This is a genomic window from Streptomyces sp. NPDC001351 (assembly GCF_042896045.1).
GTDB lineage: Bacteria > Actinomycetota > Actinomycetes > Streptomycetales > Streptomycetaceae > Streptomyces.
Genome location: NZ_JBIAWS010000004.1, coordinates 489,916 through 502,000, shown reverse-complemented (window position 1 = coordinate 502,000; position 12,085 = coordinate 489,916). Strand labels below are relative to the sequence as shown.

The 12,085-nt window shown below is 70.4% G+C and carries 11 protein-coding genes and 1 tRNA gene; 4 read left to right on the top strand and 8 right to left on the bottom strand.

Annotation, left to right across the window (positions count from 1 at the left end):
* Positions 1–31: 31 nt before the first annotated feature.
* The 5 genes from ACFY1U_RS17265 to ACFY1U_RS17245 form a co-directional block, all read right to left on the bottom strand.
* On the bottom strand, positions 32–1,522 hold the full coding sequence (locus tag ACFY1U_RS17265; protein WP_390694950.1) for a penicillin-binding transpeptidase domain-containing protein: 1,491 nt from the start codon (positions 1,520–1,522) through the stop codon (positions 32–34).
* Positions 1,519–2,961, bottom strand: coding sequence for an FtsW/RodA/SpoVE family cell cycle protein (locus tag ACFY1U_RS17260; protein ID WP_390694949.1), 1,443 nt, complete (start codon positions 2,959–2,961; stop codon positions 1,519–1,521). Before ACFY1U_RS17260 ends, ACFY1U_RS17265 begins: the two co-directional genes overlap by 4 nt.
* A 27-nt stretch (positions 2,962–2,988) precedes the next feature.
* Positions 2,989–4,545 carry a Stp1/IreP family PP2C-type Ser/Thr phosphatase gene (locus ACFY1U_RS17255; protein ID WP_390695223.1) on the bottom strand — a complete coding sequence of 519 codons (1,557 nt, stop codon included), beginning with the start codon at positions 4,543–4,545 and terminating at the stop codon, positions 2,989–2,991.
* A gap of 90 nt (positions 4,546–4,635) precedes the next feature.
* Positions 4,636–5,151, bottom strand: a complete 516-nt coding sequence (locus ACFY1U_RS17250; RefSeq protein WP_390694948.1) for an FHA domain-containing protein — start codon at positions 5,149–5,151, stop codon at positions 4,636–4,638.
* Between the two features lie 10 nt (positions 5,152–5,161).
* On the bottom strand, positions 5,162–6,013 hold the full coding sequence (locus ACFY1U_RS17245; RefSeq protein ID WP_390694947.1) for an FhaA domain-containing protein: 852 nt from the start codon (positions 6,011–6,013) through the stop codon (positions 5,162–5,164).
* A 551-nt stretch (positions 6,014–6,564) separates the two neighbouring features.
* Here ACFY1U_RS17245 and ACFY1U_RS17240 point away from each other — a divergent pair.
* Positions 6,565–6,651 (top strand) — tRNA-Leu (locus ACFY1U_RS17240).
* Positions 6,652–6,792: 141 nt separating this feature from the next.
* Here the strand turns inward: ACFY1U_RS17240 and ACFY1U_RS17235 are convergent.
* Positions 6,793–7,716 carry a ribosome-inactivating family protein gene (locus tag ACFY1U_RS17235; RefSeq protein WP_390694946.1) on the bottom strand — a complete coding sequence of 308 codons (924 nt, stop codon included), beginning with the start codon at positions 7,714–7,716 and terminating at the stop codon, positions 6,793–6,795.
* A gap of 194 nt (positions 7,717–7,910) precedes the next feature.
* Entirely contained in the window at positions 7,911–8,063 is a 153-nt protein-coding gene (locus ACFY1U_RS17230; protein ID WP_390694945.1) for a hypothetical protein, read from the bottom strand.
* A gap of 47 nt (positions 8,064–8,110) precedes the next feature.
* Between ACFY1U_RS17230 and ACFY1U_RS17225 the strand changes: the two genes are divergently transcribed.
* From ACFY1U_RS17225 to ACFY1U_RS17215, 3 genes are all read left to right on the top strand, one after another.
* Positions 8,111–9,523 carry a DUF2252 domain-containing protein gene (locus ACFY1U_RS17225; RefSeq protein WP_390695222.1) on the top strand — a complete coding sequence of 471 codons (1,413 nt, stop codon included), beginning with the start codon at positions 8,111–8,113 and terminating at the stop codon, positions 9,521–9,523.
* 107 nt (positions 9,524–9,630) lie between these two features.
* On the top strand, positions 9,631–10,473 hold the full coding sequence (locus ACFY1U_RS17220) for a J domain-containing protein (protein ID WP_390694944.1): 843 nt from the start codon (positions 9,631–9,633) through the stop codon (positions 10,471–10,473).
* 74 nt (positions 10,474–10,547) lie between these two features.
* A complete protein-coding gene (locus ACFY1U_RS17215; RefSeq protein ID WP_390695221.1) occupies positions 10,548–10,877 on the top strand; it encodes a rhodanese-like domain-containing protein in 330 nt (109 codons plus the stop codon).
* A 15-nt stretch (positions 10,878–10,892) separates the two neighbouring features.
* Here ACFY1U_RS17215 and ACFY1U_RS17210 read toward each other — a convergent pair whose 3' ends face one another.
* Positions 10,893–12,026, bottom strand: a complete 1,134-nt coding sequence (locus ACFY1U_RS17210; protein WP_390694943.1) for an acyl-CoA dehydrogenase family protein — start codon at positions 12,024–12,026, stop codon at positions 10,893–10,895.
* Positions 12,027–12,085: the final 59 nt, after the last annotated feature.

The window sequence follows — 12,085 nt, the reverse complement described above, 5'->3', positions numbered from 1 at the left end:
GTGCACCGATGTGAAGGGGACGTGAGCGGGGTCACTTCTTGGAGTTGATGACCGCCTCCATCACGCTCTTCGCGATCGGGGCGGCGAGGCCGCCGCCGGAGATGTCGTCACGGTTGGCGTTCTCGTCCTCGATGACCACGGCCACGGCGACCGGCGAGCTGCCGTCGGGGAGCTTGGCGTAGGAGATGAACCAGGCGTACGGGTTCGCGCTGTTGGCGACGCCGTGCTGGGCGGTGCCGGTCTTGCCGCCGACGGTGACGCCGCCGCCGATCTGGGCCTTGGTGCCGGTGCCCTCCTTGACGACCGTCTCCATCATCGACTGCAGGATCTGCGCGTTCTTCGCCGACAGGGGCTGGCTGAGCTCCTGCGGGTCGGTCTGCGAGATGGTGTCGAGGTTGGACGACTGCAGCTTGTCGACCATGTACGGCTTCATCAGCTTGCCGTTGTTGGCGACCGCTGAGGCGACCATGGCCATCTGCAGCGGGGTGGCCGCAGTGTTGAACTGGCCGATCGAGGACAGCGCGGTCTGCGAGGAGTTCATGTTGTCGGAGAAGACCGAGGCGCTGGAACGGACCGGGGTGAACTGCTCGGCGTCGAAGCCGAACTTCTTCGCCTCGGCGAGCATCTTGGCGTTGCCGAGGTCGGCGCCGATCTTGCCGAACACGGTGTTGCAGGACACCTTCAGGGCGACCCGCATCGGCGCGTTCTTGCAGGGGATGTTGCCCTCGTTCTTCAGCTCCGTCGTCGTGCCCTTCATGATGTAGGGCAGCGGCGAGTTCGTGTTCTCGTCCGCGGAGGTGTACAGCCCGTTCTCCAGCGCGGCCGCGGCCGTGACCACCTTGAAGGTGGAGCCCGGCGGGTAGGTCTCGCGCAGCGCCCGGTTGAGCATCGGGTCGGCCTTGTTGTTCTTCTTCTGGAGCGCGAGCCAGTTCTTGGAGTCCGTCGACGTGGAGTTCCCGGCGAACGACGAGGGGTCGTACGACGGGTAGGAGGCCAGCGCCAGGATCTTCCCGGTCGACGGGTCGAGCGCGGCGACGGCGCCCTTGCCGCCCTGGGACTTCAGCCCGTTGTAGGCGGCCTTCTGCGCGGCGGCGTTGAGGGTGGTGACGACGTTGCCGCCCGACTTCTGCTTGCCCGTGATCATGTCGAGGGTGTTGCGGAAGAAGAGCCGGTCGTCGGTGCCGGTGAGGATGCCGTCGTCGATGCTCTCCAGCTGGGTGGCGCCGAAGGCCTGCGAGGCGAACCCGGTGACGGGCGCCCACATGGGGCCGTTCTTGTAGGTGCGCTTGTACTTCAGGTCGTTGAGGCCGCTGGTGCTGGTCGTGGTGGACCCGGTGATGGGTTCGCCGTCGACGATGATGTCGCCGCGCGGGGTGGAGTAGCGGGCGATGGTGACGCGGCGGTTCAACTTGTCGTTCTTCAGGCTGTCGGCCTTGACGTACTGGAGCCAGTTGTCCCGGACGAGTAGGGCGAGGACGAGCAGGCCGCAGAAGATCGCGATCCGGCGCAGGGGCTTGTTCATGACGGGCGGACCACCTGGGTCATCTCGGCGTCGGGGTTGCCGGCGGGCGCGGGCGCCGGGCGGCGGGCGGTGTCGCTGATTCTGATCAGGATGCCGATCAGGGCCCAGTTGGCCAGTACGGAGGAGCCTCCGTACGCCACGAACGGCATGGTCATACCGGTCAGCGGGATGAGGCCCATGACACCGCCGGCGACGACGAAGACCTGGAGGGCGAAGGCGCCGGACAGGCCGACGGCGAGGAGCTTGCCGAACGGGTCGCGGGCGGCGAGGGCGGTGCGTACGCCGCGTTCCACGATCAGGCCGTAGATGAGCAGGACCGCCATGATTCCGGCCAGCCCGAGTTCCTCGCCGAAGGTGGCGAGGATGAAGTCGGAGTTGGCGGCGAAGCGGATGAGGTCGGAGTGGCCCTGGCCGAGGCCGGTGCCGAGGGTGCCGCCGGAGCCGAAGGCCCACAGCGCCTGCATCGACTGCTCGGAGTGACCGGCCACGCCCTGCTGGCTGAGCTTGTACTCCTTCAACGGGTTCAGCCAGGCCTGGACGCGCTGCTGGACGTGCGGTTCGAAGCTGGCCACGCCGACCGCGCCGGCCGCGGACATCAGCAGACCGAAGACGATCCAGCTGGTCCGCTCGGTGGCGACGTACAGCATGACGACGAACATTCCGAAGAACAGCAGCGAGGTGCCGAGGTCGGTCTCGAAGACCAGGATGAGGATCGACATCAGCCAGACGACCAGGATGGGTCCGAGGTCGCGGCCGCGCGGCAGGTACAGGCCCATGAAGCGGCGGCTGGCGAGCGCCAGGGCGTCGCGCTTGACCATCAGGTAGCCGGCGAAGAAGACCGCGAGGACGATCTTCGCGAACTCACCGGGCTGCAGCGTGCCCAGGCCGGGGACCCTGATCCAGATCTTGGCGCCGAAGATGTTGGCACCGAGGCCGGGCACCAGCGGCAGAATGAGCAGGACGAGCGCGCCGAACATCGAGATGTAGGTGTAGCGCTGCAGGACGCGGTGGTCCTTGAGGAAGATCAGCACCACGACGAACAGGGCGATACCGAGCGCGGTGTACAGCAGCTGGCGGGGCGCGGCCACGACGTAGTTGGGAAGCGACTGCAGCAGCTTCGACTGGTCGAGGCGCCAGATGACGACGAGCCCGAGTCCGTTGAGCAGCGTGGCCAGGGGCAGCAGCAGCGGGTCGGCGTACGGGGCGAACTTCCGTACGGCGAGATGGCCGACGCCGGCCAGCAGGCCGAGTCCGAGGCCGTAGCTCAGCAGCCCGGCCGGCACCTTGTCGTCGATGGCCAGGCCCACGTTGGCGTAGGCGAAGACCGGGATGACGACCGCGAACAGCAGCAGCGCGAGCTCGGTGTTGCGCCGGCTCGGTGCGCCGATGGCGCCGATCGTGGACGTATGGTGCGTCGGTGTGTTGGTAGTACTGCTCATCGTGTGACAGGGCCTCTCACGGCTTGCCTACTGCTTACCGCACAGCGAGACGACCTTCTGCTCATCCTCCGAGAGAGTGGGGCCGGGGCTGGGGGTGGGTGCGGTCGCTGATGTGGACGGGGTCGGTGAGGTCGAGGGGCTCGGTGATGCCTTGGACGTGAGGGAGGTCTTGCTGGTTCCCGTGGTGCCGCCCGCCTGGCCCGTGCCGGTCTTCGAGTTGTTCTTGCTCTCGGCCGCCTGACGCTCGGACTCCTTCTTGCACGCGGAGGCCTGCACGGAAAGCTCGTTGATCTTCGACTGGGCGCCGGGCAGGCTGCCTTCGGCGATCGTGGACTTGACCTGCTTCTGCTGGTACGGAGGCAGGTACTTGAGTTCGATCTCGGGGTGGTCCTTCTCCACCTTGGAGAGGGAGACCCACGCCAGGTCCTGGCTGATGCCCCGGTACAGCGCGACGTGCTCGTCGTTGGTGCCGACGTAGTACTGGGTCTGCGTCCAGCGCCAGCCGCCGTAGAGGCCGCCGCCGACGACGGCGAGGGCGAGGGCGACGTAGAAGGATCTCTTCGCCCACTTGCGGCCCTTGCCGGGTTTGACGAAGTCGTCGTCGGTGTAGTCGCCGAAGCTGCCCGCGGGGATGTAGCCGGTGGTGTCGCCGGAGCCGGGCGGGCCGAACTCGCCGCCCCCGCCGTGTCCGTGGCCCTGCCGGCCGAGGCCGGAGGCGCGGCCCGCGGGGGTCTCCATGAAGCCGGGGTCGTGCAGGTGGTTCTGGTTCTCGGCGACCGCGCCGACCACGACGGGGGTGTCGGAGAGCTGCCCGGCGAGGGTGTCCCCGGTGTCCAGGTCCAGTACATCGGCGACGATGACGGTGATGTTGTCCGGGCCGCCGCCGCGCAGCGCGAGCTGGATCAGCTCCTGCACGGTCTCCTGCGGACCCTGGTAGCTGGCGAGGGTCTCCTCGAGGGTCTGGTGGGAGACGACGCCGGACAGGCCGTCGGAGCAGATCAGGTAGCGGTCACCGGCGCGGACCTCACGGATGGACAGGTCCGGCTCGACATGTTCGCCGCTGCCCAACGCCCGCATCAGCAGGGAGCGTTGGGGGTGCGTGGTGGCCTCTTCCTCGGTGATGCGGCCCTCGTCGACGAGGCGCTGCACCCAGGTGTGGTCCTGGGTGATCTGGGTGAGGACGCCGTCGCGCAGCAGATAGGCGCGGGAGTCGCCGACGTGGACGAGGCCGAGGCGCTGGCCGGTCCACAGGAGGGCGGTGAGCGTGGTGCCCATGCCCTCGAGCTGGGGGTCCTCCTCGACCATGGAGCGCAGCTGGTCGTTGGCGCGCTGTACGGCGGTGCCGAGGGAGGTGAGGATGTCGGAGCCCGGCACGTCGTCGTCGAGGGCGACGATGGTGGAGATGGCCTCGGAGGAGGCGACCTCGCCGGCGGCGGCGCCGCCCATGCCGTCGGCGATCGCGAGCAGGCGCGGACCGGCGTATCCGGAGTCCTCGTTGCCCTCGCGGATCATGCCTTTGTGCGATCCGGCGGCGAAGCGCAGTGACAGACTCATGCGCACCTCGCCCGTCGGCTCCGGGTACATCCGCACGGTGCCCACCCTCCGGTCGGGAGCGCGCCGGAGCCCGTGGTGGGGGCCGCCGCTGCGTGCTCGCTCCGCTCGCTCATTGTCGTACTACTTCCGCAGCTCGATGACTGTCTTGCCGATGCGGATCGGCGCGCCCAGCGGAATCGGCGTGGGGGTCGTCAGCCGGCTCCGGTCGAGGTATGTGCCGTTGGTGGAGCCCAGGTCCTCGACGATCCACTGGCCGTCGCGGTCCGGGTAGATCCTGGCATGGCGGCTGGAGGCGTAGTCGTCGTCCAGCACGATCGTGCTGTCGTGCGCCCGGCCCAGGGTGATGGTCTGGCCCTGGAGCGCGACGGTCGTGCCGGTGAGGGTGCCCTCGGACACGACGAGTTTGGTGGGGGCGCCCCGGCGCTGGCGGCCGCCGCCGGCCTGCTGACGCTGCTGCGGGGGCGCGGACTGCTGGCGGGCGGCCTGCTGGGGCCGTGCGGCCTCGCGCCTGGACCCGCGCTGGGTGACGCGCGTACCGAACAGGTCGCTGCGGATGACCTGCACGGCCACGATCACGAACAGCCACAGTACGGCCAGGAAACCCAGCCGCATGACCGTGAGGGTCAGCTCTGACATTGCCCCCGCTTCACCCTTCGGCTTGCCGGTAAATGATGGTGGTGCTGCCCACGACGATCCGCGAGCCGTCGCGGAGCGTAGCGCGGGTGGTGTGCTGCCCGTCCACCACGATGCCGTTGGTGGACCCGAGATCCTGGATCGTCGAGGGCGTTCCGGTCCGGATCTCGCAGTGCCGGCGGGAGACGCCGGGGTCGTCGATCCGCACGTCGGCCTCGGTGCTGCGGCCCAGCACCAGCGTCGGGCGGGAGATCTGATGGCGGGTGCCGTTGATCTCGATCCAGTGGCGGGTGCGTGAGCCGGGCTGCGGTGCGCCGACCGGGCCGCCCGCGCCGGGACGCTGGCCGTAGGGCCCGGCGCCGGGCGGTGGCGCGGCGGGCATCGGCGGGGCGCCCGCGGGTGCGGCGGCCGGCGGGTAGCCGTACCCTCCGCCGGGGCGGCCCGCGGAGGGGGCCGGCGGAGCGGCGGGTGACGGAGCCTGCTGGCTGCTGGAGGAGGCGAGCGTACGGCTGCGCACCCGGTACAGGCCGGTGTCGAGGTCGTCCGCCTTCTCCAGGTGGACCTTGATGGGCCCCATGAACGTGTAGCGCTGCTGCTTGGCGTAGTCGCGCACCATGCCGGCGAGCTCGTCGCCGAGCTGGCCGGAGTAGGGGCTGAGCCGTTCGAAGTCCGGCGTGCTCAGCTCCACGATGAAGTCGTTGGGGACGACCGTGCGGTCGCGGTTCCAGATGGTCGCGTTGTTGTCGCACTCACGCTGGAGCGCTCCGGCGATCTCCACGGGCTGGACCTCGGACTTGAACACCTTGGCAAAGGTGCCGTTGACCAGACCTTCGAGACGCTGCTCGAACTTCTTCAGGACTCCCATGAGGCACCTCCTCCGATGTCGCTTCCGTCCAGTGTCCCGGCTGGCGGGCGCTGCCTTGCCTGGTACTGCTTACTGATCGTATCCACGCGCGGGTGAATCAGCTGGTTCCCCCTGTCGGCCCGGTCGACGGGTGTCGACGCCGGACGAAGTTCCCTCCGGAGGTTCCCTCCGAAGCTGCCCTTCGAACTCCTCCCACGCACTCCTTCTGCCCAGGATCGTAGAGGCGGCCGCAGACCAGTGTCCCGCACCTGGCTGTGGACCCTGCCCGGCTCCACGGGAGACGGGCAGGACCGGTACGAGGTTGATACGTGAACCGGTACGTGTTGATACGGAGCGGAGGGCTGCGCGGCCGGGTGGTCCGCGTGCCGGCGGTCCGCGGGACGCGGGGCGGGACGGGGGCGGGGCGGCCTGTCGACGGCCGGACGGCACGTCCGTGCTGGTGGGCGGCTGCGCGGGGATAAGGGATGTGAACCCACCCCTGCCAGCGTGCTAATGTTCTGGATGTCGGAAGGCGCCAGCCCAAAGGGCCGGAGCCGGAGGACACACCCAATGCGCGGGTGGCGGAATAGGCAGACGCGCTGGATTCAGGTTCCAGTGCCCGCAAGGGCGTGGGGGTTCAACTCCCCCCTCGCGCACCATGAGATACCGACGAAACGGGTCTCTGCCAGTGACGGAAGTCACGGCAGGGGCCCGTTTCTCGTTGCCGGATGTCGTCTGGCGACTGTGAGGCATCGCACAGCCTTGTCAGGACATGCCAAGGCCCCAGCTCGTGAGCTATCTCACGGGTGGGGCCCGTGCCGGTCGTGCTGGGCGCTCGGGTCACCGGATCGATCTACGCCGCTGTGGTCAGGTGCCCGGCCGGGGGCCGGGTTTTCCGCTCTTCGGTCGTCGCGGGCCGGCTGGAAGGCGGGCAGGACTGACGAGCGGCTGATGCCGGTCTGGTCACGCATCACGCCGACCTGCCGTGCGGTGACGAAGACGTCGGACCCGTGGTCCATACCGTCCGCGATGTGATGGGCGATGGGGCGGAACCGGGAGGCTTCGGTGATGGCGATGATGTAACGCATCATGGCGCGAGCCCGGTCGGTGCGGTCGGTGCCGCGGATGCCGAGGTCCCTGAGGCTGTTCTCGAGGCTGGACTCGCTCAGATTGACGGCGGTCAGCGACTGGTCCGCGACGCGGGCGACGGTGTCGTAGGCCTCCTTGCCGAGGAACCAGTTGTCGTCGGTGGCGTCCCCCTTGTCGGGAAGGTCGGAGGCGAGGTCCGGGACGAAGTCGTGCGGGGTGTCGCTGGAGAAGAACCGCACGACGCGGAAGTCGCTGAGCCGGACGAGCGCATGCACCGCGGGGGTGTGGTTGCCGCTGCTGATCACGATGTCGGCGAAGGTATGGGTCTCCGTGTCGTCGGTGGCGGCGACGTCCACCCCGGTGTCGACGTCGGGCATGACGCGGCCCTGGGCCGAGGTCTCGGCGAGGTCGCGCAGCTGGTCGAGCATGGTCAGATACGCGTCCGAGCCGCCGTTGACGCGCCAGCCGACCTCAGGGAAGCCGACGTGCTTCTTGCCTGCGACGTTCTCGGCGTTGATCGCCACATGGTCCGCCGCAGTCGGGGCTGATGTCTTGATGTCCCTGGGCGCCAGCATGATCACCAGGACTCCGAGAAGGACGGACAAGGCGACCACCATGAGGACGCTGGTGGGCATGGTGTGCTCCGGTTGTTCGACGTGCAGCGATGTCACGACCGACGCTCACAGCCGGGCGGTTGTCCGGCAGGCCCCCTTGGCCGCCGCAGACAATTCCGGAGGATCGAGTTCCACGTTACGTGTCCGGATGTAAGCCCGCTGCTCGACGCCCCGCCCGCTTCTTCGCGCCGTGCGGCAGGACGCGAGACCACGGGTCACAGTCGGGTGGTGCCGGGGGTGGGCAGAGGAGGACCGAGAGTCTGCTGGGTCGAGATGTCCCAGAGCTGGACGGTGCCCGCGCCGCCGTCGCCGGCCGCAAGGCGGGCAAGGGTCTGACGCGCCTCGCCCATCGGCTGTACGGTCGGCACGAGTTGATGTTCATGGGCGTGCGGGGGAGGCGGTTGGCGTGACCGGAATCGGAGAGGCAGCGGCGGGGGCGGGCGTGCGGAGGCTCCCGCGGGTGCGGGGCTTCGCCGAGTGGCCCGCCGAGGGATCCCCCAAGGAAGAGGGCAAGGCGCTGCGCAAGCGGGTCCCGCGCAGCGCGCACCGCGCGCTCGACCTCGACGGCTCCCGCCCGCACGCGGCCGACGCGGTCGAGGAGTCCCACCGCGGCCGGCTCCCCGAGCTCACTCCGATACGCGCGGGCCGGATGGCGGCCACGCCCTTCGCCTTCCTGCGCGGCTCCGCCGGCCTCATGGCCTACGACCTGGCGCGCACCCCCATGACCCGGATCCGCGCGCAGATATGTGGCGACGCGCATGCCGCCAACTTCGGCCTGTACGGCGATGCGCGCGGCGACCTCGTCATCGACCTCAACGACTTCGACGAGACCGTCCACGGCCCCTGGGAGTGGGACCTCAAGCGGCTCGCCGCCTCCCTCGTGCTCGCGGGCCGGGAGGCCGGCGCCGACGAGGACCAGTGCCGCAAGGCGGCCTGTGACGCCACCGGCGCCTACCGCCGCACCATGCGGCTGCTCGCCAAACTGCCGGTGCTGGACGCGTGGAACGCCATCGCGGACGAGGAACTCGTCTCCCACACCGACGCCCACGACCTGCTCGGGACACTGGAGCGGGTCTCCGAGAAGGCACGGGCCAACACGAGCGGCCGCTTCGCGGCGAAGTCGACGGAGCAGGCCGAGGACGGCGGGCGCCGCTTCGTGGAGGCGCTGCCGGTGCTGCGGCGGGTGCCGGACGCGGAGGCCGCGGCGGTGGCCGCCGCCCTTGAGCAGTATGTGACGACGCTCTCCGAGGACCGGCTCCCGCTGCTGGCCCGCCATGCGGTGCACGACGTCGCCTTCCGGGTCGTCGGCACGGGCAGCGTCGGCACCCGGTCGTACGTCGTGCTGCTCCTGGACCACCGGGGGGAACCGCTCGTCCTCCAGGTGAAGGAGGCCCGCCCCTCGGTGCTGGTGCCGCACCTGGTGACCGCGGGCTTCGAGGCGCCGCAGGTGGAGCACGAGGGCCGCCGGGTGGTTCTCGGCCAGAAGCGCATGCAGGTCGTCAGCGACATCCTGCTGGGCTGGACGTCGGTGGAGGGACGGCCGTTCCAGGTACGGCAGTTCCGCAACCGCAAGGGCAGCGTCGACCCGGCGGCGCTGGCCGCCGACCAGATAGACGACTACGGCCGCATGACCGGCGCGCTGCTGGCCCGAGCCCACTCCCACAGCGCCGACCCGCGGCTGGTCGCCGGGTACTGCGGCAAGAGCGAGGAACTGGACGAGGCGATCGCCGACTTCGCCGTCGCCTACGCCGACCGCACGGAGGCCGACCACGCAGATCTGGTGGCGGCGGTGCGGGCGGGGCGGGTTGCGGCGGAGATGGGGGTTTGACCGGAGGGCGCAAAAAAAAAGGGGGGCGGGGGAGGGAGGGGGGAGGCCCCCCGAAGGCGTGACCGTGCTTCGGAGTGTCCGCCCCGCCCGTGGCCTACGCTGGTCGGGTGACGAGCCCGGAAGCTGAGCAGGGTGGTGTCGCCGGCGAGGCCGAGGCGACGCCCCAGGACGGTGCGCCGCGTCCCGAGGAGCGGCTGGAGCGGGCCGTGCGGGCCGCCGAGCAGGCACTGATCGAGTACGAGATCGCTGTCGAGACCTTCCGTGTGGAGGTCGAGAACTTCTCCCGGCTGCACCACCAGAAGCTCGGCCCGATGTACGCCCGCCTCGACGAGCTGGACGCGCAGATCGCCGAGGCCCGCGCCGCCCGCACCGGCGATCCAGAGGACCGGCGCAAGGCGGACGAGGCCCGGGCCCGGGTGCTGCCGATGCCCGGTGTCGAGGAGCTGTTCCACGGCTGGATGGACGGGGAGGGGCTCTTCCCGGAGGCCGTGGCGATGCTCACGGACCAGCCCGTGCGGCCCCCGCAGCGGGTGCGCCCCAGCGACGAGGCCCGCAAGCTCTACCGCGAACTGGCCCGCAAGGCCCACCCCGACCTGGCCCAGGACGACACCGAGCGGGCCCGGCGCGAGGAGTTCATCACCCGTGTCAACGCCGCGTACGCCCGCGGCGACGAGCTGCTGCTGCGGGAGCTGGCCGAGGAGTGGGCCAAGGGCCCGGTGCCCCAGGAGCGCGGTCCGAGCCGCAGCGAGGAGCTCTACGCCCGCCTCGAATGGCTCGCCCAGCGCAAGGAACTGCTCACGCTGGTCGCCAAGGAACTGGAGGAGAGCGCGATCGGCGCGATGCTGCGGCTGGCACCGGACGATCCCGACCGGCTCCTGGAGGAGATCGCCGAGAAGCTCCTGGCCGATGTCTCCCGGCGTGAGGCGGAGCTGGCCGAGCTGCTCGGGTAGCCCCGCGGCTCGGGCGGCCGGTTCCTTGTCCGGCCGCGTCGGGTAGCGTCTTGGGCATGCATTTCGGAGCTGGTGTGCCCACGGTCGAGGTCGCGGACCTCAAGGACGGCGACTTTCTGCTGGACGTCCGCGAGGACGACGAGTGGCAGGCGGGTCATGCCGAAGGGGCACTGCACATCCCCATCAGTGATTTCGTCGCCCGCTACGGCGAGCTGACCGAGGCCGCCCCGCAGGACGGCCGCGTCCATGTGATCTGCCGCTCCGGCGGACGCTCGGCGCAGGTCGCGATGTACCTCGTGCAGCAGGGCGTCGACGCCGTGAACGTCGACGGCGGCATGCAGGTGTGGGCGGCCGCGGGCCGCCCGGTCGTGACGGACGAGGGGCAGCCCGGGTTCGTCCTGTAGCTCGCGGCGGGGCGGTCAGCCCAGCGGGTGCGCCGCCAGCAGGTCGCCGAGGGCCTCCTCGTGCGCTGCCGACGGGCCGAGCTGCAGCTCCAGGTGCTTGGCCCAGGCGTGGTAGCGGTGCAGCGGGTACTCGACGTCCGCCCCGAACCCGCCGTGGAGATGCTGTGCCGTCTGTACGACCCGCCGCACGCCCTCCGACGCCCAGATCTTGGCGACGGCGACGTCACCGGAGGCGGGCAGCACGCCGGGTGCCCCGGAGGCGATCCGCCACGCGGCCTGCCACAGTGTGGCTTCCATCGCGCGCAGGTCGATGTACCGGTCGGCGGCCTGCACGGCGACGGCCTGGAACGTGGCGACGGGGTATCCGAACTGCTCGCGTTTGCCGGTGTATTCACTGGTCATCGCGAGGACCCGTTCGCCGAGGCCGAGGGCCAGCGCGCAGGTCCCGGTGGTCAGCAGTTCGCGCAGCCACTCCCATGCGCCGTCGGCGTCGATGACGTCACGGGCCGGGATCCGAGCCGATTCGAGACGCAGTTCGCCGAGCCGTTCGCCGGTGGTGGAGATCTGCTCGCCGAGCCCGACGCCCTGGTGGATGCGGGGGACCACGGCGAGGAGGGTGCGGTCGGCGGTCGTGTGGGCGGGTACGACGACGAAGTCGGCGGTGTGCGCCCACGGCACGGCGGTCTGCACGCCGTCCAGGATCCACTGGTCGCCCTCCTGCCGTGCGGTCACGGCGAGTTCGGCCGGGTCGTGGCCGGTGCGGCCGTTCGCGGCGACGGTCAGCACCGCCTCGCCCCGCCCCGCGCGGGTGAGCAGCGCCGCCTTCAACTCCTCGCCGCCGTATGCCTGTACGGCCGCGGCGGCCGCGCTGGTCTCCAGCAGCGGAACGCGCGCCAGCACCTTGGCCGACTCCCGCAGCACCAGGCACAGGGCGATGGCGTCCAGGCCCGCCCCGCCGTACTCCGCGCCGAGCAGCAGGCTCAGCAGGTCCGCCTCGGCGAGCCTGGTCCACAGTGCGCGGTCGAAGTCGTCGGCTACGGCGCCGGGGACGAGGGAGGGGCTCGGCACCGCGTCCGGCTCGACCCCGGCGAACACCCCCCGCGCCGCCTCGGCCGCCGCCTGCTGCTCCTCGGTGAAGGTGAAGTCCACGGTCCTGTCCCTCCGGAGGGTCCGCTGATCTGACGGACCGTCAAGATAGAACAGGTTCT

What these genes read in the sequence shown, in the direction of transcription:
- ACFY1U_RS17265 (WP_390694950.1), bottom strand. Translation starts at nt 1,522, where the DNA reads ATGAACAAGCCCCTGCGCCGGATCGCGATCTTCTGCGGCCTGCTCGTC.
- ACFY1U_RS17260 (WP_390694949.1), bottom strand. Translation starts at nt 2,961, where the DNA reads ATGAGCAGTACTACCAACACACCGACGCACCATACGTCCACGATCGGC.
- ACFY1U_RS17255 (WP_390695223.1), bottom strand. Translation starts at nt 4,545, where the DNA reads ATGTACCCGGAGCCGACGGGCGAGGTGCGCATGAGTCTGTCACTGCGC.
- ACFY1U_RS17250 (WP_390694948.1), bottom strand. Translation starts at nt 5,151, where the DNA reads ATGTCAGAGCTGACCCTCACGGTCATGCGGCTGGGTTTCCTGGCCGTA.
- ACFY1U_RS17245 (WP_390694947.1), bottom strand. Translation starts at nt 6,013, where the DNA reads ATGGGAGTCCTGAAGAAGTTCGAGCAGCGTCTCGAAGGTCTGGTCAAC.
- ACFY1U_RS17235 (WP_390694946.1), bottom strand. Translation starts at nt 7,716, where the DNA reads ATGCCCACCAGCGTCCTCATGGTGGTCGCCTTGTCCGTCCTTCTCGGA.